This is a genomic window from Actinomadura mexicana, from assembly GCF_900188105.1.
Lineage (GTDB): Bacteria > Actinomycetota > Actinomycetes > Streptosporangiales > Streptosporangiaceae > Spirillospora > Spirillospora mexicana.
The window spans coordinates 382,763-405,675 of sequence record NZ_FZNP01000003.1 but is presented as its reverse complement, the minus strand read 5'-3'; the positions used below and the strand labels follow the sequence as shown (position 1 = coordinate 405,675).

Genomic DNA, 22,913 nt, shown 5'->3' with positions numbered 1-22,913 from the left:
CCCACACCGACGTCGGCTGCCTGAGGATGCCGCCGCCCTTCGGGGTCGCCGAGGGCTTCGCGTGCATGAGTACCTCCGTGTGCTGGTTCAGGGCACGCCGAAGAGCTTGTCGAGAGCGGGCAGCGCCGCGGCGACCGCCGCGCGCTCCTCGCCGGTCAGCTCCGCGAACCGCTCGGCGAGGAAGCCGATCCGGCGCTCGCGCCCGGCGGCCAGCCGGTCGCGCCCCGGGCCGGTGAGCCGTGCGGTGACGACGCGGGCGTCGGCACCGCTCCGGCCGCGCGCGACGAGCCCGTCGCGCTCCAGCCGGTTGATCTGCGCCGTCATGGTCGGCAGCCGGACGCCGTGCTCGGCGGCCAGCTCGGTCATCCGCCGCGGCCCGTGCTCCAGGGAGCCGAGCACGGACAGCTGCTGGCTGGTGATCGGCTGGTCGGCGCCGGCCTGCCGGAGCATCAGCACCACGTGGCGCAGGCGCCGGTTGAGCTGCTCGGCGAGCTCGCGTTCGGATGCGGTCACGGCGTTCTCCTCGGTTTGCCTGGCAGGACGGGGTCGGCTCGGCTCGCGTCCGGTGGCCCGGGACGCGTCCCGTCGGTCACAGGGATTCTGCCGGTGCGGGCGGCGTCCGGACCGGGGGCGCGGCCCGCGCCGTAGGCTGCCTGCATGGCGATGGAGACCACGGCCGAATCCCCGGTCCCGGTGCGCACCGTGCTGCAGGCGGTGAGCGGATGGATCGGCAGGCTCGGCCGCATCTGGGTGGAGGGTCAGATCACCGACCTCAACGCCCGCGGCGGCACGGTCTACATGACGCTCCGCGACCCGGTGGCGAACATGTCGGTGCGGGTCGTCGGCCCGCGCGCGGTGTTCGAGGCCGCCGGGCCGGCGGTCACCGACGGGGCCCGCGTCGTCGTGCACGCCAAGCCCGACTTCTGGATCAACCGCGGGACGTTCTCGCTCAGCGTGCTGGAGATCAGGCCGGTCGGCGTCGGCGAGCTGCTGGCCCGGCTGGAGCGGCTCAAGCGGGTGCTGGCGTCCGAGGGGCTGTTCCGGCCCGAGCGCAAGCGCCCGCTGCCCTTCCTGCCCGGCCGGATCGGGCTGATCTGCGGGCGCGACTCCGACGCCGAGCACGACGTCCTGCAGAACGCGCGGCGGCGGTGGCCGGCGGTGGCGTTCCGGGTGGAGAACACCGCGGTGCAGGGCTCGTACGCGGTCGGCGAGGTGATGGAGGCGCTGCGCGCGCTGGACGCCGATCCCGAGATCGATGTGATCATCATCGCGCGCGGCGGCGGCGCGATGGAGGACCTGCTGCCGTTCTCCGACGAGGCCCTCGTCCGCGCCGTCCACGCCGCCCGCACGCCGGTCGTCAGCGCGATCGGGCACGAGCAGGACAGCCCGCTCCTGGACCTGGTCGCCGACGTCCGGGCCTCCACCCCGACCGACGCCGCCAAGAAGGCCGTACCGGACGTGCGGGAGCAGCTCCAGCTCGTCCGGCAGCTGCGCGACCGCGGGCGGCGGTGCCTGTCCGGCGCGGTGGAGCGGGAACTGGCATGGCTGCGGTCGGTGCGCTCGCGGCCCGCGCTGGCCGACCCGGTGCGGGAGATCGAGCGGCAGTCCGAGCAGGTCGCGGCCATGCGCGACCGGGCGCGCCGGTGCCTGTCGGCGGCGCTGGACCGGGCCGGGGACGAGCTCGGGCACACCCGCGCCCGGCTGCTCGCCCTGTCCCCCGCCGCGACGCTGGAGCGCGGGTACGCGATCGTCCAGCGGGAGGACGCGTCGGTGGTGCGGGAGGCGGCGTCGGTCAAGGACGGCGAGCGCCTGCACGTGCGGCTCGCCGACGGGCGGCTCGGTGTGAGCGTGACCGACCGGGAATGACGCGGGTCGCCGACGGGACCGTGAGTTGCCGACCGGGGGGCGGGAGGTCCCCCGGGGGATGAGAGGGTGGGCCGGTGGCGAACGAGAAGGGGACGGCCGAGAAGCCGTCGTACGAGCAGGCGCGGGACGAGCTGGCCGAGGTCGTCAAGCGGCTGGAGGCGGGCGGCCTGACGCTGGAGGAGTCGCTCGGCCTGTGGGAGCGGGGCGAGAGGCTCGCCGCCGTCTGCGAGGAGTGGCTGGAGGGCGCCCGCGCCCGGCTGGCCGCGGCCCTGGAACGGCCGGACGACGGCGACGCCGCCGCCCCGTTCTGAGGCTCAGGAGGCCGGCGTGACCGTCGCCGTGGGGGCCGGCCCCCCGGTCTTCGCCTGCTCCTTGAGCGACCCGGCCAGGACCGCCAGCTCCGTGTAGGACGCGGTACCGGTGACGACGATGCTGGCCCCGTCCGGAAGCGTCCGGGCGAGTGAGTTCGCCTTCTTGTCCTTGCGGTGGTACTTGGTCCAGGTGACGCCGTTCACCTGCTGCGTCCCGACCGGCTGGCTGCTGTTGGCCATGCGCGGGACGTACTGCGACGCCTTCTCGTTGCTCTGCTCCAGCGCCGCGTACTCGTCGCCGGGCGTCACGAACCCCAGATGCCAGGCGACGGGGTCCTTGCCGCCGGCGTCCAGCCCGTGCACCCGCGAGCTGTTGGGACGCCAGGTGGCGGGCAGCCCCTCGGGCGCGTGGACGGTGAAGGGCGCGTCGTTGCGCATCACCCACAGCTGCGAGCTGTAGTCGACGGTCGGCAGGACCTCCCCGTCGCTGCGCGGCGAGACGACGTAGATCGCCAGCACGATCAGCAGGCAGGCGCCCATCGCCATGGTGAAGCCGCCGAGGCCCGTGGTCAGCCGCTTGTACACGCCGGGGCTCACCTCGACCACGGGCCGTCCCGCGGGCGCGGCCGGCTCGGGCCGTGCCCGCGGAGCATCCGTCTCGGGCCGGTCCGCGGGCGCGTCCGGCATCGACGGCGCCCCGGGCGGAGCGGCCTCGGCGTCCGGGGCGGAGGATGGGGTCTCGTCGGTCACCCCTCCAGGATCCCCCACCCTCAGCGCTGCTCCGTACCGGGGTTGCGAATCGTGCCGACGATGACCATGATCTTGTCGGCCAGCCTGCGGGCGGCGTCCTCGTCGTCCAGCAGCGAGATCTCCGACACCGCGCCCGCCATCGCGCCCGTCAGCACCGTGACCAGGGCCTCGTCGACGCCGCCGTCGGCGGTGTGGAACAGGGCCGCGTTGCGGCGGGCCCACTTGTTCAGCCGCTGGCGCATGACCCGGTCGAACCCGGGGGGCCCGTCGCCGGAGATGAACAGCCGGGCGACGTCCCGCTCGTCCAGGCAGCCGTTGAGGTAGGCGCCCGCGCCGGCGATGAACTGCCGCATGGGGTCCTTCTCGCCGGCCTCCCGGACGGCGCTGATCGCTTCGCGGGTGCGCTCCTGCTGGCGTCCCTGGAAGTCCTCGAACAGCGTCAGGTACAGGTCCGCCTTGCCGTTGAAGTGGTGGTAGAGGCTGCCCACGCTGGCGCCGGCCTTGGCGACGATGTCGGTCACCGCGGCCTGGGCGAAGCCGGACTCGCAGAAGACGTCCCTGGCCGCGGCCAGCAGGGCGCCGCGGGTGGCGGCCCCGCGGTCGGAGGTCCGCGCGGGGCCGTCGGCGGGCCGCGCGCCCCCGTTCCGAGTCACCCCGCCGGACGGGACGTCGATGTCGCTGCTCATGACGCCTGAGATTACGCCCTCTCCCAGGGGGAAACGATCCCTTGTCCGTGCCGCGGTGGTTTCACGGCTCCGCACGGTGTCTCGTTTCACCTGCGTCGGCCCGTTTCACCCGCGCCAGGACACCTGTTCGACCCCGTGCCCGGACGGCCCGCGGCCCGGCTGGTCTGGTCCAATTTGTGGCCTGACATCCGGTCCACGGAGAATCCGAGGCACCACCGACCGAAGGGCTGCCCCGCCATGTCCGATGAGACCACCGTTTCCTCTCCCCTCACCACCGAGCCGTCGGCGCCGGACCGCAACCTCGCGATGGAACTGGTCCGGGTGACCGAGGCCGCCGCCATGGCCGCGGCACGCTGGGTCGGCCGGGGGGACAAGAACGGCGCCGACGGGGCCGCCGTGAACGCGATGCGCCAGCTGATCAACACGGTGTCCATGCGGGGCGTCGTCGTGATCGGCGAGGGCGAGAAGGACAACGCGCCGATGCTGTTCAACGGCGAGGCGGTCGGGGACGGCTCCGGCGCCGAGTGCGACGTCGCCGTGGACCCGGTGGACGGCACCCGGCTGACCGCGCTCGGCATGAGCAACGCGATCGCGGTGCTGTCGGTGGCGCCGCGCGGGTCGATGTTCGACCCGTCGGCGGTGTTCTACATGGAGAAGCTGGTGACCGGCCCGGAGGCGGCGGACGCCGTCGACATCGAGCGCCCGATCGCCGACAACATCCGCGCGATCGCCCGTGCCAAGGGGTCCTCGCCGCACGACGTGACGGTCTGCATCCTGGACCGGCCGCGGCACGAGGGCATCGTCAAGGAGGTCCGGGAGGCCGGGGCGCGGATCAAGTTCATCCTGGACGGCGACGTGGCCGGCGCGATCATGGCGTCCCGGCCGGGCACCGGCGTGGACCTGCTGCTCGGCATCGGCGGCACCCCGGAGGGCATCATCGCCGCGTGCGCGATCAAGGCGCTCGGCGGGGTGATCCAGGGCCGGCTGTGGCCGCAGGACGACGAGGAGCGGCAGAAGGCCGCCGACGCGGGCCACGAGCTGGGCCGGGTGCTCACCACCGACGACCTGGTGACCTCCGACGACGTGTTCTTCGCCGCGACCGGCATCACCGACGGGGAACTGGTCGACGGCGTCCGCTACGGCAAGGGCACGGCGGTCACGCACTCGCTGGTCATGCGGTCGCGCAGCGGCACCATCCGGACGATCTCCAGCGAGCACCAGCTGAGCAAGCTGCGCGCCTACAGCGCGATCAACTTCGACACGGCGGTGTAGGGGCCGCGGGCCTACCGGCCGCGGGTGATGCGGTTGCGGACGCGGCGGCGCAGCGAGGGCTTCGGGGCCCGCGCCCGCACCGACCCGAAGATCAGCGTGCCGCCCACCTCGATGGTCGGGCCCTCGGCCGCGGGACGGGCGCGCAGGTCGCGGGTGCTGAGGATGGTGCGCCCCGTGACGTCCACGCGGACGCCCTCGGGGACCAGGAGCCGGATGCGGCCGCCGAGCACCAGCGAGTCGACCACGATGTGGCGGCGCTGCAGGACGGCCTCGCGCAGGTCCAGCTCGACCGTCCCGAACAGGGCGAGGAGCGGGAGCTTGACGGGGACGACCCAGCGCCCGTCCCGCCTGGTGCGGCCGAAGAAGACCGAGACTGGGCGGTCGTCCACGAGGATGGGCTGCGCCTCCTCGGGGCTGAGGTCGCCGGTGAGCCCGGTCAGCTCGCCCAGGGTGCGGGCGGCGTAGACGCGGGAGGTGCGCTCGGAGTGCTCCTCCATGGTGAGCCGCCCGTCCGCGAGGGCCTCGCCCAGGACGGCGGCGACGCGTTCCCGGTCGGCGTCGGACGCGCGCAGGTCGCGCACGCTGGTGACCTTTTCGGTCGCCGGGCGATAGGGGACGTCCACAGGGAAGAGGGTATCCCCCGGCGGGGACGGCCCCACAGGAAAACGGGTGGGGATTCGTCCCTCCCTTACCTAGTGTGAGAGGTATGACCTTGCATCGTGCCCAGATCGCGGCTGCCCGCGAGGGCACCGGCACGGCGGCGATCAGCCTGCGCGGCGTCGTGAAGCGGTTCGGCGGCTTCACCGCCGTGGACGGGCTCGACCTGGAGGTCCCCGCGGGGATATGCCTGGGGCTGCTGGGGCCGAACGGCGCCGGGAAGTCGACGACGATGAAGATGCTGACCGCGCAGGCGATCGCCGACGAGGGCAGCATCCGCGTGCTCGGCTTCGCCGTGCCCCGCGAGTCCAAGCGCGCGCGGGCGGCGATGGGGGTCGTCCCCCAGCAGGACAACCTCGACGAGGAGCTGACCGCGCGCGAGAACCTGGAGGTGTTCGCGCACCTGTACCGGGTGCCGCGCCAGGCGCGGCGCAAGGCGGTGGACGACGCGCTGGCGATCGCGCACCTCACCGAGCGGCAGCTGACCAGGGTGGACGCCCTGTCCGGCGGCATGCGGCGCCGGCTGCTGATCGCCCGGGGGCTGGTGCACCGGCCCGCGCTCGTCCTGCTGGACGAGCCGACCGTGGGCCTGGACCCGCAGGTGCGGGCCGAGCTGTGGGGGCTGATCGACATGCTGCGCGCCGGCGGCACGACCGTGCTGATGTCGACGCACTACATCGAGGAGGCCGAGCGCCTCGCCGACGAGTGCGCGCTGATGTCGCACGGCAGGGTCATCGCGCGGGGCACGCCGTCGGCGCTGGTCGCCGAGTACGCGGGCGAACGGGTCGTCGAGCACTACGGGCCGCCGGACCGGCTGACGGAGGTGGAGCGGGTCGCGCGGGCGGCCGGCCTGCCGACCCGCCGCACCGGGCCGTCGGTGTCGGTGCTGAAGGCCGAGACCATCGCGCCCTCCCTGGAGGAGGCGCTCGGCCCGGACGGCGTCCGCCGCGCCTCCAACCTTGAGGACGTGTTCGTGGTGCTGACCGGGGAGCGTGTGGAGTGACCGCCCGGGCGGAAGCGGCTCATCCGGAGCGGGCGCCGCGCCTGCGCCGGTTCGAGACGGCCCCGGTGCGCGGGATATGGCGGCACGAGCTGGCCCTCTACAAGCGGTACTGGAAGTCGCAGTCGTTCGCCTCGATGGTGGAGCCGACGTTCTTCCTGCTCGCCTTCGGCTACGGGTTCGGCTCGATGGTCGCGGTGATCGGGGACTACCGGTACCTGGACTTCGTCGCGACCGGCGTCGTCGGGACGGCGGCGCTGTTCACCTCGGTGTTCCCGGGGATGTTCAACGGCTACATCAGGCGCGTGTTCCAGCACACCTACGACGCGATGCTCGCCGCGCCCGTGGACGTGCACGAACTGGTGACCGCCGAGGCGCTGTGGATCGCGGCCAAGTCGGCGGTGTACTCGTGCACCCCGATCGTCGTGGCGCTGTTCTTCGGCCTGGACCCGTCCCCCGGGATGCTGCTGGTGCCGTTCGTGACGTTCTTCACCGCGCTCGGCTTCGGGCTGTTCGGCATGTGGACGTCGTCGGTGGTGCCGTCGATCAACTCCTTCGACTACGTGATCACCGGCGTGGTGACGCCGCTGTTCCTGATCGCCGGAACGTTCTTCCCCGTCGAGGCGCTGCCCGGCTGGGCGCAGAAGGTCTCCCACCTCAACCCGCTCTACCACTGCGTGCAGCTGGTCAGGGACGCGGTGTTCGGCCTGCACCCGCTCGCCGACCTCGGGCACCTCGGCGCGCTGGTGGCGTTCGCCGCGCTGATGTGGATCATCGCCGTCCGGGGCATGCGCAACCGCCTCATCGGCTGACGCGCTCCGCCCATTGACCTGGGGCGTACCCTGTCCCTACGCTGACGCGAATCTTCTTCACGTTGCGCAGCCAGAGAGGGTCGGGCGCATGAGCGAGGGCACCACCGCCCGGGACCGCGGGGCCCGGTTCGCCGCGTACACGGCGTTCGCCGTCCAGGGGCTCTGCTTCGCCTCGCTGGTGACGCAGGTACCGAAGATGCAGGAGGCGCACCGCCTGAGCGACGCCACGCTGTCGCTGGTGCTGCTCATGGTGCCGCTGGTCGCGGGCGTGGGGAGCGTCGCGTCCGGCGCGCTGTTCCAGCGGCTCGGCAGCGGCCCGGTGCTGCGCGTCTCCCAGCCCGCCGTGGCCGTCACGATCGCCCTGATCGGCCTCACCGGCGACAACGACCTCGCCCTCTACCTCGCCGTCGCCGCCTTCGGCCTGTTCGTCGGCGCGGTGGACGCGTCGATGAACGCCCAGGCGGTCGCCGTCGAGCGCCGGTACGGGATCAGCCTGATCACCGGGTTCTACGCGGTGTGGAGCGTGGCGGGGATCCTCGGCGGCCTGTGGGCGTCCCTCACCAACAAGCTGGACCTGTCGCTGTTCACCGGGTTCGCCGTCGCCGCCGCCGTCGGCGTCGCCGCCTCGCTCGCCACCGGCGCCCGCCTCTACCGCCGCGCGGAGGAGGGGGACGGGCCGACCGCCGGGGAACTGAAGGCGGCCGGGCGCAGCGTCCCGTGGCGTCCGATCCTGGTCGTGGGCGCCGCGATGGCCGTCGCCTACCTGGCCGACTCGGCGATCTCCAACTACGGCGCCAAGTACCTGGACGACGAGCTGTCGGCGAGCGACTGGGTCGCCCCGCTCGGCTACGTCGCCTACCAGATCACCATGGTCGTCAGCCGCGCCGTCGCCGACCTCGCCGTCCGCCGCTCGGGCGCCGTCACGGTGGTGCGGATCGGCGGCCTGGTCGGCATCCTCGGCATGATCGGCGTGGTCGCCGCACCCAACGCGGCCTTCGCCATCGCGGCGTTCGCGCTCGCCGGACTCGGCCTGAGCGTGATCGCCCCGGTGTCCTTCTCCGCCGCCGGGCGCGTCGACCCGACCGGCCTCGGCGTCGCCGTCGCCCGGGTCAACATCTTCAACTACGTCGGCTTCGTCCTCGGCGCCGCCGTGGTCGGGGCCATCGCCCCGCTCAGCGCCGACCACGGCCTGCGCATCGCCTTCATCGTCCCGTCGGTCCTGATCCTGGTCGTCTTCGCCACCGCGAAGGGCTTCGCCGTGCCTGCCCAGGGGGACCGTGTCTCCCCGGGGAGCGACCCCCTGGAACCCCCGTCACGAGCCGGGCGATCCTCAACCCGCGGCTGAGCTTGGTCGTGCCCGTGCCGGCTTGTGGTGTCGCTGCGGTTGCCGGCTCGGCGGGCATGCGCGTTGCACTCGCTCCACGCGCCTGCCGCGCAGTGTCTTCCCTGGGGGCGCCCCAGGGAAGACACCCCTCACGCGTCGTCAGCCAGGGAGGTGATGGCGCGTTCGCCTTCGGCCACGGCCTCCTCGGGAGACATGTCCTTCAGGGCTTGGCTGAGCGCCACCTCGGCGGCGTCGGCCGCGGCCCGGAGCGTCACGGCGTGCTCCTGCGCCCGTTCGAGGTCGCCCAGACCGAGACAGTCGAAGGCAACCTGCGCGTCGTGGCCGGCCATCTTCAACTGCCGCGCGGCCTCTTCCAGACTCATGCATTCCTCCTACACCGGGGAAGCTCTTCTTACCCTCCAGCACCGTGAGCAACCGCTTGACCCAGCAGTTGCGCGGCTTTGACCAGGCGGGGCTCCGGGAGACCCGCGTAACCGAGGACGAGCGCGGGGGGCGCCTCCTCGGCGCGGCGCGGCGACCACATGGCGCGCGCGCCCGCGACCGACACCCCGGCTCGCGCGGCGCGCTCCACGACCTCGTCCTCGGCGCACCCGCCCGGAAGTTCCACGTAGAGGTGGATGCCCGCTGAGACGCCGCGAACCCTGGCGCCGGGCAGGTTCTCGGCGAGCGCATCGGCCAGGGCGTCCCGCCGTGCCCGGTACCGCCTCCGCATGGTGCGCAGATGCCGGTCGTAGCCCCCGCCGCGCAGGAACTCGGTCAGCGCGTACTGCTCCAGGACGGGCGCGCCGAGGTCGGTGTTGTTGCGGTGCTCCCGCAGGCCCTCGGCGAGGAACGGCGGCGCGAGGGCCCAGCCCAGGCGCAGGGCCGGGGCGAGCGACTTGCTGACCGAGCCGAGGAGGACGACCCGGTCGGGGTCGACGCCCTGGAGGCAGCCGACGGGGTCGCGGTCGTAGCGGAACTCGGCGTCGTAGTCGTCCTCCAGGATCACCCCGTCCACGTCGCGCGCCCAGGCGATCAGCTCGGCGCGGCGCGCCGGGGACAGCACGACGCCGGTCGGGTACTGGTGCGCGGGCGTGACGAGCACGGCGCGGGCCTGGGTGCGGGCGAGCGCCGCGACGTCCACGCCCTCCTCGTCCACGGGGACGCGGACGAGGCGGACCCCGGCGGCGGCCAGCATCGGCAGCTGCCGGACGCTGGTGGGGTCCTCGACGGCGAGCGCGGTGTGGCCGTCGGCGCACAGCCGGCCGAGCAGGCCCGACAGTCCCTGGGCCACCCCGTTCATGATCACGATCCGGCCGGGGTCGGCGTGCGCGGCGCGCACCCGGCCGAGGTAGGACGCGAGCTCGGCGCGCAGGTCCGGGGCGCCGGCCGGGTCGGGGTAGCCGAGCGCGTCGTGCGGCAGGGTGCGCAGGGCGGTGCGGGCGGCGGCGACCCAGCGCTCGCGGGGGAACGCCGAAAGGTCGGGCTGCCCCGGGGACAGGTCGTACCGGACCGCCGGTCCCGCCGGGCGCTCGGCCGCCCGGGCGGGGGGACGGGGCGGCGGCGCGGCCTCCTCGTCCGGGCGGGCCAGGGGCGCGATGCGGGTGCCGTCGCCGCGCCGGGCGATCAGGAAGCCCTCGGCGGTGAGCTGTTCGTAGGCGGTGACGACGACACCGCGGGAGACGTCCAGGTCACGGGCCAGATCGCGGCTCGACGGCAGCCGGGTCCCGGCGGTCAGCCGGCCGGAGCGCACCCCCGCGCGAAAGCCCGCGGCGATCTGCGCGGCCAGCCGCCCGGCGGACCGGTCGAGGGAAAGATGAAGGTCGGTCACATGACTCTCAGCGTCAAGGGGCGGCGTGGACGTCACGGGCAGGACTTTGGCCCCCCTTCTGGTGCATTGATTGGCTCTGTCTGATGGACCAACCGCGCCCTAGCGTTCGGTCCATGAACACCTCCCACAAGCGCGGCATGGCGGGCGCCGGGGCCGCGATGTCCCTCGTCGGCACGCTGACCGCCGTCTCGGCGACCATCTCCGACTATCCCGTCTTCGGCGGCCAGGCCGCCCGGTACGCCGTCGCCGCGCTGGTCCTGCTGGCCGTGGCCCGCCTCACCGGAGGGCCCGCGCGCCGGCCCTCCGCGCGGGACTGGCTGCTGCTGGCGGCGCTGGCGGGGACGGGGCTGGTCGCGTTCAACGTCTGCATCGTGCTGGCCACCCGGGACACGAGCCCGGCCACCATCGGCACGGTGATCGCGACGGTCCCGATCGTGCTGGCGGTGGTCGGGCCGCTGATGGACGGCCGCCGCCCGGCCCCGGCGATCATCGCGGCGGCCTGCGTGGTGGCGGCGGGCGCGGCGCTCGCGAACGGCCTCGGCAGCGGCGGCGGGCGCGGGCTGCTGCTCTCGCTCGGCGCCCTCGCCGGGGAGGTGGGCTTCTCGCTGCTGGCCGTGCCGCTGCTGCCGCGCCTCGGCCCGCTGCGGGTCTCGGCCTACTCCGCCGCGCTGGCCGTCCCGATGCTGCTGGCGGTCGGCCTCGTCGCGGACGGGACGGCGCTGCTGCGCGTCCCGACGCCCGGCGAGCTGGCCGGCTTCGCCTACCTGTCGATCGTCGTCACCACGATCGCGTTCCTGCTCTGGTACGACGCCATCGGACGGCTCGGGGCCGACCGCGCCGGGCTGTGCGCGGGCCTGATCCCGGTCAGCGCGGTGGTCACGACCCTCGCGCTCGGCATCGACCGGCCGGAACCGGCCGATCTGGCGGGCGCCGCGCTGGTCGCCGCGGGCGTCGTGGTGGGCCTGCGCGCCCGGGTCGCCCCCCGTGAGCCCGCGCCCGCCGAGCCCGTAACCTGTGAGGCGGCCCCCATCGGAATCGCGCGAGGATCTGCCTGAGATGCCTGAGTTCTCCTACACCGACCTGCTTCCGCTCGGCCCGGACGAGACCGACTACCGGCTCCTCACCTCCGCCGGGGTCTCGACGTTCGAAGCGAACGGGCGGACGTTCCTGCAGGTCGAGCCGGAGGCTCTGCGGCTGCTCACCGAGACCGCCATGCGCGACATCGCCCACCTGCTGCGCCCGGCGCACCTAGCGCAGCTCCGCCGGATCCTGGACGACCCCGAGGCGTCCCCGAACGACCGGTTCGTCGCACTGGACCTGCTGAAGAACGCGGGCATCGCGTCCGGCGGCGTCCTGCCGATGTGCCAGGACACCGGCACCGCGATCGTCATGGGCAAGCGCGGCCAGCACGTCCTGACGGACGGCGACGACGAGAGGCACATCTCGCGCGGGGTGTACGACGCCTACACGAAGCTGAACCTGCGCTACTCGCAGATGGCGCCGGTGACGATGTGGGACGAGAAGAACACCGGCTCCAACCTGCCCGCGCAGATCGAGCTGTACGCGACGCCCGGCGACGCCTACAAGTTCCTGTTCATGGCCAAGGGCGGCGGCAGCGCCAACAAGTCGTTCCTCTACCAGGAGACCAAGGCCGTCCTGAACCCCAGGCGGATGATGTCCTTCCTGGAGGAGAAGATCCGCTCGCTCGGCACGGCCGCGTGCCCGCCGTACCACCTGGCGATCGTCGTGGGCGGCACATCCGCCGAGTACGCGCTGAAGACCGCCAAGTACGCCTCCGCCCACTACCTGGACGCGATGCCCGCCGAGGGCTCGCCGCTCGGGCACGGGTTCCGCGACCTGGAGCTGGAGCTCCAGGTGTTCGAGCTGACGCAGAGGCTCGGCATCGGGGCGCAGTTCGGCGGCAAGTACTTCTGCCACGACGTGCGGGTGATCCGGCTGCCGCGGCACGGCGCGTCCTGCCCGGTCGCGATCGCGGTGTCGTGCAGCGCCGACCGGCAGGCCCTCGCCAAGATCACCGCGGAGGGCGTGTTCCTGGAGCGGCTGGAGACCGACCCCGCCCGGTACCTGCCCGACACCACCGACGAGCACCTGGACGACGACGTCGTCGCGATCGACCTGAACCGCCCGATGGCCGAGATCCGCGCCGAGCTGACCCGGTACCCGGTCAGGACGCGGCTGTCGCTGACGGGCCCGCTCGTCGTGGCGCGCGACATCGCGCACGCCAAGATCAAGGAGCGGCTGGACGCGGGCGAGCCGATGCCGCGGTACCTGCGCGACCACGCCGTCTACTACGCGGGCCCGGCCAAGACGCCCGACGGCTACGCGTCGGGCTCGTTCGGACCGACCACCGCCGGCCGGATGGACTCCTACGTCGAGCAGTTCCAGGCCGCGGGCGGCTCCCTGGTCATGCTGGCCAAGGGCAACCGGTCCAAGCAGGTCACCGACGCCTGCAAGGAGCACGGCGGCTTCTACCTCGGCTCGATCGGCGGCCCGGCGGCGCGGCTCGCGCAGGACTGCATCAAGAAGGTCGAGGTCCTGGAGTACCCGGAGCTCGGCATGGAGGCCGTCTGGAAGATCGAGGTCGAGGACTTCCCGGCGTTCGTCGTGGTGGACGACAAGGGCGAGGACTTCTTCGCCGACACCACCGGGCCCGTCCTCAGCATCGGCAGGCGCTGACTTTCCGCAGCTCCCGGCGGCCCTCGGCGGGGGCCGCCGCGAAGCGGTCCCCGAGGGTTTCTTAGCGGTAGGTCACAGTATTGGGCCAAAATTCGCGTTGGTGATGAAGTCTCCCCGATGACCGGCTGGCTACTCCGGTATCTTTTCCGCCATGTCACAGTCAGAGCGCCTCGTGCTAGCGACGCGCTACCGGCTGGTCTCGGAGATAGGTCAGGGTGCCAACGGCACCGTGTGGAGAGGGCACGACGAGCTCCTCGACCGCGCTGTCGCGATCAAGGAACTGCGTGTCCCCGACAACCTCGCCGAGGACGACCGGGTGGTCTTCTACCGCCGTACCCTCCGGGAGGCGCGCGCGCCCGCGCAGCTGCGCACGCACTCCATCGTCGAGGTCTACGACGTGGTCATCGAGCAGGGCCGTCCCTGGATCGTGATGGAGATGATCGAGGCGCCCAGCCTCGAACAGCTCATCGAGCGCTCGGGCCCGCTGCCGCCCGAGCGCGTCGCGCACATCGGCCGCGCCCTGCTGGACGCCCTCAACACCGCGCACAAGGCCGGGATCGTGCACCGCGACCTGAAGCCGAGCAACGTGCTGCTGGACGGCGACCGCGTCGTCCTCACCGACTTCGGGCTCGCCTTCTCCTCGGGTTCGGCGAGCCTCACCAAGACGGGCCACTTCATGGGGTCGCCCGCGTACGTGGCCCCCGAGGTCGCCGCCGGGGAGAAGGCCACCCCGCGGTCCGACCTGTGGTCGCTCGGCGCGACGCTGTACGCGGCGCTGGAGGGCCGCCCGCCGTTCGAGCGCGAGAACGTCATGGCGACGCTGTCGGCGCTGGCCAACGAGTCGACCCCCGCCCCGCAGAACGCCGGCGCGCTCGCGCCCGTCATCACCGGGCTGCTGGAGAAGAACCCGACCCGGCGGCTCAGCCACGCCCGCGCGGTCGACCGGCTCGAACGGGCTTTGACGGGCCCGCGCTCGGGGCGCCGCGCGCCCACCCCCCGCTACCGGCTGATGGTCGTGATCGGGCTCATCGGCGCGACCGTCGCCTCCTGCGGCATCGGCGCCACCGCCCTCATCGTCGGCATGATGCGGGAGAGCCCCGGCCCCTCCCCCACCGCCACCGCGTCCGGCCCGGCCAGAGCCACCCAGGCCGCCGCGCCGCCCGGCGCCGCGACCAACACGCTGGTCGTCCGCGCCCGCAGCGACTCCTGCAAGATCTTCGTGTCGGTGCCGGGGGCCGCGATGACCGTGCTCAGCGACGAGACGCTGCACATGGGCGAGGCGCGCCAGTACGACCAGCCGCGCATCAACGCGGTCGTCTACGACGCGTCCGCCTGCGACGTCTGGGTGAACGGGCGGCAGAAGCCGGCGGGCAAGCCGGGCGAGCGGCAGAACTACACGCTGAACAAGGAGTGATCCGCGCCTCACGCGGGAATGCGTGACCCACCGACCGGGCTGCCATGGACGACGGCGGCCGCCGAAGTCGAGTGGGAGGCGTTTCCATGGGCGAGCAGGGGTTCCGGGTCGAGCACGACTCGATGGGCGAGGTCCGGGTGCCGGCCGCGGCCAAGTGGCGGGCCCAGACGCAGCGCGCGGTGGAGAACTTCCCGATCTCGGGACGGACGCTGGAGGCCGCGCACATCGCCGCGCTCGGCCAGATCAAGGCCGCCGCGGCGGTCGTCAACGCCGAGCTTGGGGTCCTCGACGAGGACATCGCCGCCGCCGTCGCCGAGGCCGCCCGCGAGGTCGCCGGCGGGCGGTGGGACGACCAGTTCCCGATCGACGTGTTCCAGACCGGCTCGGGGACGTCGTCCAACATGAACGCCAACGAGGTCGTGGCGACGCTGGCGCAGGAGCGGCTCGGCCGCCCCGTCCATCCCAACGACCACGTGAACGCCTCCCAGTCGTCCAACGACGTGTTCCCGTCCTCCATCCACATCGCGGCGACCGGGGCCGTCGTGCACGAGCTGATCCCCGCGCTGCGGCATCTGGAGGCCGCGCTGGCCCGCAAGGCCGAGGAGTTCGCGACCGTCGTCAAGTCCGGCCGCACCCACCTGATGGACGCGACGCCCGTGACGCTCGGGCAGGAGTTCGGCGGGTACGCCGCGCAGGCCCGGCTCGGCGCGGAGCGGCTGGAGGCGGTCCTGCCGAGGCTGGCGGAGCTCCCGCTCGGCGGGACGGCGGTCGGCACCGGCATCAACACCCCGGAGGGCTTCGCCGCCCGCGTCATCGCGGAGATCGCGCGGGCCACCGGGCTGCCGCTCACCGAGGCCCGCGACCACTTCGAGGCGCAGGGCGCGCGGGACGGCCTGGTGGAGGCCAGCGGCGCGCTGCGCACCGTCGCGGTGAGCCTCAACAAGATCGCCAACGATCTGCGCTGGATGGGGTCGGGGCCGCGCGCCGGGCTCGCCGAGATCCGGCTGCCCGACCTGCAACCGGGCTCGTCGATCATGCCCGGGAAGGTGAACCCGGTGATCCCCGAGGCGGTGGCGCAGGTCGCCGCGCAGGTCATCGGCAACGACGCGGCGGTCGCGTTCGGCGGCGCGTCCGGCAGCTTCGAGCTGAACGTGATGCTGCCGATGCTGGCCCGCAACGTGCTGGAGTCGATCACCCTGCTGGCGAACGCGTCCCGGCTGCTGGCCGACCGCTGCGTGGACGGCGTCGAGGCCGACGAGGAGCGGATGCGCGAGTACGCCGAGTCCTCACCGGCGATCGTGACGCCGCTGAACCGCTACATCGGGTACGAGGAGGCCGCGAAGGTCGCCAAGCAGGCGCTCCGGGAGCGCCGGACGATCCGCGAGGTCGTGCTGGAGCGCGGCTACGTCGAGGAGGGAAGGCTGACCGTCGAGCAGCTGGACGAGGCGCTGGACGTGCTGCGGATGACCGGCGCGGCCCGCCGCTGAGGCGGGCGGTGCCCGTCGCGCGTCCCAGACGCCGCGCAGGGCGTCCGGGACGCGCCGGACAGGTCAGTACCAGCCGACGGACTGCGAGTGCGACCACGCGCCGCACGGCGTGCCGTAGCGGTTCTTGATGTAGCCGAGCCCCCACTTGATCTGGGTGGTGGCGTTGTTCTGCCAGTCGGGTCCGGCGCTGGCCATCTTCGAGCCGGGCAGGGCCTGCGGAATGCCGTACGCGCCCGAGGAGGGGTTGGCCGCGTGGGCGTTCCAGTGGCTCTCCTTGTTCCACAGGTTCACCAGGCAGCCGAACTGGCCGCTGCCGCTGAAGCCGTAGCTCGGCAGCAGCCGCTTGGCGATCGCCTGCGCCTCGCCGGCCGGAACCGGGTCGCCCGTCGGGCCGCCGCCGCTGCCGCCACCGGTCTTCTTCTTCTCCGGCGTCTTGGTCGGGATCGGCTTGCCCTTGGGAAGCAGGGAGGGGCCCTTCTTGCCGGCGTCCTCGCGCGCCGCGCGGGAGGCCCGGTCGAGCGCCAGCCTCTTGCGCTGCTGCTCCAGCACCTTCGGGTCGATCTTCGGCGGCGCGGCGGCGTCGGCGACCTGCTCGGTGGGCTTGACGGTCTGCGTGCCCTCGTCGCCGGAGCCGCCGGTCAGCGCGAACGCGGCGACCGCGCCGCCGCCGAGCAGGACGGCGGCGCCCGCGGCGACCACCGCGATCCGCACGCCGTTGCGCCCGCCGGAACCGCCCTTGCGGCCGGCCGGGCGGGGTCCGCCCGGCCCGGAGGAGATCTCGTCGCCGGGGCCGCCGGTGGAGACGCCGGTGCGCAGCGGCTCCTGGAGGGCCTGGAGTCCGAGCGTGTCCCCCGCGGGGACGCCCGCGCGGGGGCCGGTGCCGGCGACGCGCACGTCGTCCTCGTGCGGCGCCTCGAGCCCCTCCGCGGAGGGGCCGGGCGACTGCGCCGGGACGGGGGCCGCGGCGGTCAGCGGCTGCCGGGGGTCGGAGCTCTGTCGTTCGTCTCGCCTAGGGGACCCGGGACGGTCTCCGAACAAGGCGGTCCTTCCGACGGTCGCACGCGCATGGACACGCGTACGAACTGTTTCCACCCCGGTCCGGCCTGCCGCCGTTGCTCCGGCGGCCTCGGACTCGGGACGGCGCCCCGCACGTCGCGCGCGTCAGGGGGGCGCGCTCCGGGCCGGCACCGCACTGGGGGTGCTTACGGGGAGACACAATGCCCCAGGCCGAGGGCTGCTTCGCAACCGAAACGAGATGAATGCGGCCGATGGACCGGTTGTCAACCCGGCCGAGCGGGTGCCGAAAACCCGGATGGACCTGCGGTTCTCCCCCCACGCCGCAGCAAGTGTGACCTTCGCCACATTCCTACCCTGCGAGGTTTAGCGATCACACACCGTAGGAATCAGAACCGGCGTTCTGAGACACGAGGACCCCGGCGGCCGTCACGGTCCGCCGGGGTCCTTCGTCCGGGTCAGACCCCGACGTCGCCGAGCATGTCCGTCACGAGCGCCGCGATCGGCGAGCGCTCCGACCTGGTCAGCGTCACGTGCGCGAAGAGCGGGTGGCCCTTCAGGCGCTCCACCACGGCCGCGACGCCGTCGTGCCTGCCGACGCGCAGGTTGTCGCGCTGCGCCACGTCGTGGGTCAGCACCACCCGCGACCCGGCGCCGATCCGCGACAGGACGGTGAGCAGCACGCCGCGCTCCAGCGACTGCGCCTCGTCCACGATCACGAACGCGTCGTGCAGCGACCGGCCCCGGATGTGCGTGAGCGGCAGGACCTCCAACATGTCACGGTCCACCACCTCGTCGACGACCTCCGGCGTCGTCACCGCCGAGAGGGTGTCGTAGACCGCCTGCGCCCACGGCGACATCTTCTCGTTCTCCGAGCCCGGCAGGTACCCGAGCTCCTGGCCGCCGACCGCGTACAGGGGGCGGAACACCACGACCTTGCGGTGCCGCCGCCGCTCCAGCACGGCCTCCAGCCCCGCGCACAGGGCCAGCGCCGACTTGCCGGTGCCGGCCCGCCCGCCGAGCGAGACGATGCCGACGTCCTCGTCCATCAGCAGGTCCAGCGCGATCCGCTGCTCCGCGGACCGGCCGCGCAGCCCGAACACCTCGCGGTCGCCGCGCACCAGCCGCACCGACTTGTCCGGCTGGACACGGCCGAGCGCCGAGCCGCGCTCCGACAGCAGCCGCAGCCCCGTGTGGCACGGCAGGTCCCGCGCCTCCTCCAGGTCCGCGCTCCCCGCCTCGTACAGCTCCTCGACGGCTCCGGCGGTCACCTCCAGCTCGCGCATCCCGGTCCAGCCGGACTCCACGACGGCCAGTTCGGCGCGGTACTCCTCGGCGGCGAGCCCCACCGCGGACGCCTTCACCCGCATCGGCAGGTCCTTGGAGACCAGCACGACGTCGCGGCCCTCGCGGGCCAGCCACGCGGCCACCGACAGGATCCGGGTGTCGTTGTCGCCGAGCCGGAACCCGTCCGGCAGGACGCTCGGGTCGGCGTGGTTCAGCTCGACGCGGAGCGTTCCGCCCTGGTCGCCGAGCGGCCCCTCGACCGAGACGGGCTCGTCCAGCCGCCCGTGCCGCAGGCGCAGGTCGTCCAGCGTGCGCAGGGCCTGCCGGGCGAAGTAGCCGAGCTCGGGGTGGTGCCGCTTGGCCTCCAGTTCGGAGATGACGACGATGGGGAGTACGACCTCGTGCTCGGCGAACCGGGTCATCGCCCCCGGATCGGCGAGCAGGACGCTGGTGTCCAGGACGTACGTGCGCCGGTCCGGTTCCCTGCCGGGGGCGGCGCCCCCGAGGTCTCCAGAGGTCTCCGGGACGGAAATCCCGGAAGGGTTCCCGGACGTGCCGGGACGGCGCGCGGAGGTTGTGGCCACTCGATCTCCCTGGATATGGGGGAACTGCCGGTGGCGCGCAGGTCCGCCCGCGCAGGGGCGGTGGTCCGAGGAGGACGGTCAGGTACCGTAGCGCCGGTGCCGCGCGGCGTAGGAGCGGATGGCCCGGAGGAAGTCCACCTTGCGGAAGTCCGGCCAATGGACTTCGCAGAAGTAGAACTCCGAGTGGGCGCTCTGCCAGAGCATGAAGCCGGAGAGACGCTGCTCCCCCGAGGTGCGGATGACCAGGTCCGGATCCGGCTGGCCGCGCGTGTAGAGATGCTCCGCGATGTGCTCCACGTCGAGGATCTCGGCGAGTTCCTCGATGCTGGTGCCACGACTCGCCTGCTCGATGAGCAGTGAGCGCACCGCATCAGCGATCTCACGTCTACCTCCATACCCAACCGCGACGTTCACAATCAGGCCGGGTGCGCTCGATGTGGCCTCTCCGGCATCTTTCAGGACGCGGGCCGTCTTATCGGGCAGCAGGTCGAGGGCGCCGACGGGCTTGACGTGCCAGCCGTCGTCGGCGAGCTTGCGGACGGTGTTCTCGATGATCGCCAGCAGCGGTTCCAGCTGGTCGGCGGGACGGTTGAGGTTGTCGGTCGACAGCAGCCACAGCGTGACGTGCTCGACCCCGGCCTCGGCGCTCCACTGGAGCAGCTCGGAGATCTTCTGGGCGCCGCGCTGGTGCCCGGAGTTGACGTCGGCCAGCCCCATCGACCTGGCCCAACGCCGGTTGCCGTCCAGGATCACGCCGACGTGCCGGGGGGTGACGTCGGTGGGCAGCTCGGCCTCGACGCGCCGCTCGTACATCCGGTAGACGGCGTCGCGGACGGCCGCGTACGGGCCGCTTCGCCGGATGGCGGAGATCAGCCGCCCGCCCTCGGCGGGGCGCCGGCGCACGCCGTCCCTCCGCGCGCCGCGCGACATCCTGGTGCGCGGCTCTCCCGTACGCCGAACCCCCATATGGGCTTCCCTTCGAGCGACCGACCCTGGCGGAAAGTCGCTCAATTATGGCCCGGCGGCGACACTTCTCCCACCGTCCCCGTGACGTCAGACTAACGCGCGGGGCGCGCCAGGCGGGGTGGATGGCCTGCTCTGGCCCGCTCCGCCTCGGCGAGCAGGTCGGCGAGAAAACGCGCCAGTTCGGCCGACGTGAGGACGGCGCGGACGCCGCGCCCGCTCGCCCCCCACGCCTCGACCACGGCGCGCCGCGCGACCCGCCACCGTCCCGCCGCGGACTGCTGGCGGCCGACCCACATCGAGGACGTGCGCAGGGAGCACCGCAGCTCGCCGGTGCTCATCACGTCGCCGCGGTCGCGGTACCGGAACGCGAACAGCTCGGGCTCGCGGGCGGTGTCGCCGGGGACGGGATCGGGGAAGCGGTCGGCGGGGTCGGGCCAGCGCGCCGCCTGCGGGGACCCGTCGGCCCGTGCGGTGGCGACCCGGGCGGCGAGACCGGCCAGGAAGTAGCCGCACCGCTCCCCCACCGCCCCGAACGAGTCGCCGTCGCGCCACAGTTCGAGCGTGACCTCGAACGGGGTGCCGCCGCGGTCGAGCGAGGCGACCGGGACCACCGCGAGGTCGGATCCGTCCAGGCAGCGCAGCCCCGGCATCCCGTGCACCTCCCGCCCGCGTCCGGCCCGCTCTCCAGGCACAGTAGGGGAGGTCGCCACCATGATCACACCCGGTGACCATCGTGATCGGGTAATGGTTGTCCCGGCCTCGCCCGGCTGACCTGCGGGCCGGCCGGGTCAGGCCTGCGGGCCGGCGGCGCGGGCGCGCTCGACGTGCTGGAGGGCGCTGCGCAGCTCCGACAGCCACTCGTCGGTGTTCTTGCCGACGAGCCGGACGCACCAGGCGAGCGCGTCGCTGCGGCTGCGGGCGACCCCGGCGTCCACGAGCGTGTCCAGGACGCGGCGCTCGGGCTGCCGCAGCCGCGTCATGACCGGCACCGACAGGGTGGTGAACATCTCCCGCTCGCCGTCGCACTCCACACCCCAGGACACCTTGCGCCCGAAGCGCTGCTCGGCCTCCCGGGCGATGGCGATCCGCCGGTCGCGCGTCTCGTCGCGGAAGCGCTGCACGTGCCCGGCGACGACGCCCGCGCGCTCGGCGCCGGACGCCTCGGCCGCGGCGGCCGGGACGGGCAGCGCGCCGAGGACCGCGACCTCCTCGCGGTCGACGACGACTTCGGGCGCACCCTCGAACCACTCCTCGGGGAGCCGTCCGGTGAACCAGCCGCGCAGCTGCTCCGCCGCTTCGCTCGTATTCATGTAATCAAAATTACAGCGCTGCCGGGCAATGCGCCAGCCCCGCCGTGCCGCCCGAGGCCGCCGAACCGGACGGCGGCCCGACGACCCGGACGTGGAGGACGTTCACCTGAGCCGTCATGGGCGTGCTCCAGGCGGTATGTGCCAGGAGGTGAAAGGGCGCGCGAGGACCGAGGAGCTTCCCGATCTCGTCGACCGCGGCCTGGAGTTCCCGGGCCGCGGCTGCCCGCTGTGACCCGGCGCCCGCGCCGGGCGGGTCAGCGGGTCAGCGTGGCGGCCGTCTTGGGGCTGACACGGACGGCGCCGCGCATGTTGCGGGTGTAGACGTTCTGGACCTGCACCACGGTGCCCGTCCGCGGGGCCGCCAGCATCTTGCCCTGGCCCAGGTAGAGGGCGATGTGCGAGATGTAGCCGGGCGCGGTCGGGTCGTTGGCCCAGATGAGCATGTCGCCCGGCCGGGCCTTGCTGTACGGGACGACCCAGCCGGCGCGGGCCTGGTCGGCGGCGACCCGCGGGAGCCGGATGCCCGCCCTGGCGAACGCGTACTGCATCAGGCCGGAGCAGTCGTAGCCGCCCTCGGCCTCGGACTCGCCGCCCCACACGTACGGCCAGCCGAGCCGAGTGTAGGCCGCCTTGATCACCGTCCGGACCTGGCCGGCCGTCATGACCTGGCCGTCGGCGGCCGGCACGTCACCGGCCGGCACGTCTCCGGACTTCGGGAAGTCGATCTCCGGGTTGACCGCCACGGCCCTGGCGCCCTTCGGCAGCGCCTTGCGCAGCTTCTTGATGAACGTCTTCGGCGCGGCCTTCGGGACGCTGACCAGCATCGCGTTGCCGGTCGGCAGTCCGAGGGCCTGCGCGGTGGCGTGCGAGACGACCGCGTCGACGTCGCTGATGCCCATCGTCGCGTAGGCGCCCACCCGCAGTTGCGACTGGTGCTGCCTTCCGCCGACGGGCACCTGGCTGCCGAGCTCGACGCCGCCGTCGCTGCCCATCGTGAACGAGATGGCGACGTCGCCGGAGGCCACGTTGCGCCAGAGCGCGTCCGACTTGGCGGTCGGCTTCGGCGTGTAGTTGCGGAACGTGGACGGGTCGACGCCCATCAGCCCCACGCGCTTGCCCGCGACCATGCCCTGCACGGCGTCGACGACCTCGACGCCCTTCACTCCCTTGGCGCCGCGGACCTTCTGGACGAAGTCGGCCGGGAGCGTGGACGGCGCCGCCACGAGGACGTGCGGGGTGAGCCGCTTGCCGAGCGGCGCGACCGCCGTGGGCGACAGTCCGGTGCTGCCGGACGCGGCCACGAACCGGGCGCGCTGCTCGCCGCGCCGCGTCTGCGCCGGTCCGTCGTCGTGCGCGACGAGGACGGCGGTGTTCGCGGCGAGCGTCGTCAGCACGGAGACGCCGATGATCGTCGGTAGCACCCGGCGGTTCGGCTTTCCCACTGCCACGCTCCCTCGATGGTCGCCCTGCACCGGCTCCTGACGTGCACCGGACACGACTATGACTCAGATGGTCGGCCATCGTCCAGATACCCGGAGCGCCCTATGACACCCTCGTCCGCTCCACCCCGTCGGGTCAGGAGCGTCCCAGTTACTCAGTAGTAACACCCCGGCTATCTGAGATCAAGGTCACGTTGCCATAAAGT

22 protein-coding genes are annotated in these 22,913 nt (G+C 73.2%); 10 read left to right on the top strand and 12 right to left on the bottom strand.

Annotated elements, in window-relative coordinates; translation table 11 throughout:
• Window positions 1-87 precede the first annotated feature (87 nt).
• The gene (locus tag CHC11_RS10385) at window positions 88-513 is read right to left on the bottom strand and encodes a MarR family winged helix-turn-helix transcriptional regulator (RefSeq protein ID WP_342749966.1); all 426 of its coding nucleotides are present in this window, start codon (window positions 511-513) and stop codon (window positions 88-90) included.
• A 144-nt stretch (window positions 514-657) separates the two neighbouring features.
• Between CHC11_RS10385 and xseA the strand changes: the two genes are divergently transcribed.
• Together xseA and CHC11_RS10375 are read left to right on the top strand one after the other, a co-directional pair.
• On the top strand, window positions 658-1,866 hold the full coding sequence (gene xseA, locus CHC11_RS10380) for an exodeoxyribonuclease VII large subunit (RefSeq protein WP_179278776.1): 1,209 nt from the start codon (window positions 658-660) through the stop codon (window positions 1,864-1,866).
• A 74-nt stretch (window positions 1,867-1,940) separates the two neighbouring features.
• Window positions 1,941-2,177: an exodeoxyribonuclease VII small subunit gene (locus tag CHC11_RS10375; RefSeq protein ID WP_089311419.1), complete on the top strand. Its 237-nt coding sequence runs from the start codon at window positions 1,941-1,943 to the stop codon at window positions 2,175-2,177.
• Window positions 2,178-2,180: 3 nt separating this feature from the next.
• On the opposite strand, the gene CHC11_RS10370 is transcribed toward CHC11_RS10375, so the two are convergent.
• Window positions 2,181-2,927, bottom strand: coding sequence for a DUF4245 domain-containing protein (locus tag CHC11_RS10370; RefSeq protein WP_245919029.1), 747 nt, complete (start codon window positions 2,925-2,927; stop codon window positions 2,181-2,183).
• A 20-nt stretch (window positions 2,928-2,947) separates the two neighbouring features.
• On the bottom strand, window positions 2,948-3,613 hold the full coding sequence (locus tag CHC11_RS10365) for a TetR/AcrR family transcriptional regulator (protein WP_089311418.1): 666 nt from the start codon (window positions 3,611-3,613) through the stop codon (window positions 2,948-2,950).
• A gap of 237 nt (window positions 3,614-3,850) precedes the next feature.
• On the opposite strand from CHC11_RS10365, the gene glpX reads away from it, so the two are divergent.
• The gene (gene glpX / locus CHC11_RS10360) at window positions 3,851-4,885 is read left to right on the top strand and encodes a class II fructose-bisphosphatase (RefSeq protein ID WP_089311417.1); all 1,035 of its coding nucleotides are present in this window, start codon (window positions 3,851-3,853) and stop codon (window positions 4,883-4,885) included.
• An 11-nt stretch (window positions 4,886-4,896) separates the two neighbouring features.
• Here the strand turns inward: glpX and CHC11_RS10355 are convergent, their stop codons facing one another.
• A complete protein-coding gene (locus tag CHC11_RS10355; protein WP_089311416.1) occupies window positions 4,897-5,508 on the bottom strand; it encodes a DUF1707 SHOCT-like domain-containing protein in 612 nt (203 codons plus the stop codon).
• An 83-nt stretch (window positions 5,509-5,591) separates the two neighbouring features.
• On the opposite strand from CHC11_RS10355, the gene CHC11_RS10350 reads away from it, so the two are divergent.
• From CHC11_RS10350 to CHC11_RS10340, 3 genes are all read left to right on the top strand, one after another.
• Window positions 5,592-6,545: an ABC transporter ATP-binding protein gene (locus CHC11_RS10350; protein WP_089311415.1), complete on the top strand. Its 954-nt coding sequence runs from the start codon at window positions 5,592-5,594 to the stop codon at window positions 6,543-6,545.
• Window positions 6,542-7,354 carry an ABC transporter permease gene (locus CHC11_RS10345; protein ID WP_089311414.1) on the top strand — a complete coding sequence of 271 codons (813 nt, stop codon included), beginning with the start codon at window positions 6,542-6,544 and terminating at the stop codon, window positions 7,352-7,354. The genes CHC11_RS10350 and CHC11_RS10345 overlap by 4 nt, the downstream gene beginning before the upstream one ends.
• Window positions 7,355-7,442: 88 nt before the next feature.
• Window positions 7,443-8,699: an MFS transporter gene (locus CHC11_RS10340; protein ID WP_245919027.1), complete on the top strand. Its 1,257-nt coding sequence runs from the start codon at window positions 7,443-7,445 to the stop codon at window positions 8,697-8,699.
• 128 nt (window positions 8,700-8,827) lie between these two features.
• Here the strand turns inward: CHC11_RS10340 and CHC11_RS10335 are convergent, their stop codons facing one another.
• Both CHC11_RS10335 and pdxR read right to left on the bottom strand, forming a co-directional pair.
• The gene (locus tag CHC11_RS10335) at window positions 8,828-9,061 is read right to left on the bottom strand and encodes a hypothetical protein (RefSeq protein ID WP_089311413.1); all 234 of its coding nucleotides are present in this window, start codon (window positions 9,059-9,061) and stop codon (window positions 8,828-8,830) included.
• A 29-nt stretch (window positions 9,062-9,090) separates the two neighbouring features.
• Window positions 9,091-10,509, bottom strand: coding sequence for a MocR-like pyridoxine biosynthesis transcription factor PdxR (gene pdxR / locus CHC11_RS10330; protein ID WP_089311412.1), 1,419 nt, complete (start codon window positions 10,507-10,509; stop codon window positions 9,091-9,093).
• Between the two features lie 113 nt (window positions 10,510-10,622).
• On the opposite strand from pdxR, the gene CHC11_RS10325 reads away from it, so the two are divergent.
• The 4 genes from CHC11_RS10325 to CHC11_RS10310 all read left to right on the top strand — a co-directional run bounded on the left by CHC11_RS10325 (window position 10,623) and on the right by CHC11_RS10310 (window position 16,107).
• Window positions 10,623-11,564, top strand: a complete 942-nt coding sequence (locus CHC11_RS10325; RefSeq protein WP_089311411.1) for a DMT family transporter — start codon at window positions 10,623-10,625, stop codon at window positions 11,562-11,564.
• A gap of 1 nt (window position 11,565) precedes the next feature.
• Entirely contained in the window at window positions 11,566-13,206 is a 1,641-nt protein-coding gene (locus CHC11_RS10320; RefSeq protein WP_089311410.1) for a fumarate hydratase, read from the top strand.
• A 151-nt stretch (window positions 13,207-13,357) separates the two neighbouring features.
• The gene (locus tag CHC11_RS10315; RefSeq protein WP_089311409.1) at window positions 13,358-14,620 is read left to right on the top strand and encodes a serine/threonine-protein kinase; all 1,263 of its coding nucleotides are present in this window, start codon (window positions 13,358-13,360) and stop codon (window positions 14,618-14,620) included.
• Between the two features lie 86 nt (window positions 14,621-14,706).
• Complete coding sequence (locus CHC11_RS10310; RefSeq protein ID WP_089311408.1) at window positions 14,707-16,107, top strand: class II fumarate hydratase; 1,401 nt, start codon at window positions 14,707-14,709, stop codon at window positions 16,105-16,107.
• A gap of 63 nt (window positions 16,108-16,170) precedes the next feature.
• On the opposite strand, the gene CHC11_RS10305 is transcribed toward CHC11_RS10310, so the two are convergent.
• The 6 genes from CHC11_RS10305 to CHC11_RS10280 form a co-directional block, all read right to left on the bottom strand.
• Window positions 16,171-17,145, bottom strand: a complete 975-nt coding sequence (locus CHC11_RS10305) for an aggregation-promoting factor C-terminal-like domain-containing protein (protein ID WP_245919025.1) — start codon at window positions 17,143-17,145, stop codon at window positions 16,171-16,173.
• A 434-nt stretch (window positions 17,146-17,579) separates the two neighbouring features.
• Window positions 17,580-18,866, bottom strand: a complete 1,287-nt coding sequence (gene phoH2, locus CHC11_RS10300; RefSeq protein ID WP_281258304.1) for an RNA 5'-3' helicase PhoH2 — start codon at window positions 18,864-18,866, stop codon at window positions 17,580-17,582.
• Between the two features lie 204 nt (window positions 18,867-19,070).
• A complete protein-coding gene (locus CHC11_RS10295; RefSeq protein ID WP_425427296.1) occupies window positions 19,071-19,895 on the bottom strand; it encodes an isoprenyl transferase in 825 nt (274 codons plus the stop codon).
• Window positions 19,896-20,050: 155 nt separating this feature from the next.
• Window positions 20,051-20,608 (bottom strand): hypothetical protein, encoded by a 558-nt coding sequence (locus tag CHC11_RS10290; RefSeq protein WP_089311406.1) that lies wholly within the window; start codon window positions 20,606-20,608, stop codon window positions 20,051-20,053.
• A 138-nt stretch (window positions 20,609-20,746) separates the two neighbouring features.
• The gene (locus CHC11_RS10285; protein ID WP_089311405.1) at window positions 20,747-21,268 is read right to left on the bottom strand and encodes a hypothetical protein; all 522 of its coding nucleotides are present in this window, start codon (window positions 21,266-21,268) and stop codon (window positions 20,747-20,749) included.
• A gap of 254 nt (window positions 21,269-21,522) precedes the next feature.
• Window positions 21,523-22,710: a C40 family peptidase gene (locus tag CHC11_RS10280; protein WP_089311404.1), complete on the bottom strand. Its 1,188-nt coding sequence runs from the start codon at window positions 22,708-22,710 to the stop codon at window positions 21,523-21,525.
• Window positions 22,711-22,913: the final 203 nt, after the last annotated feature.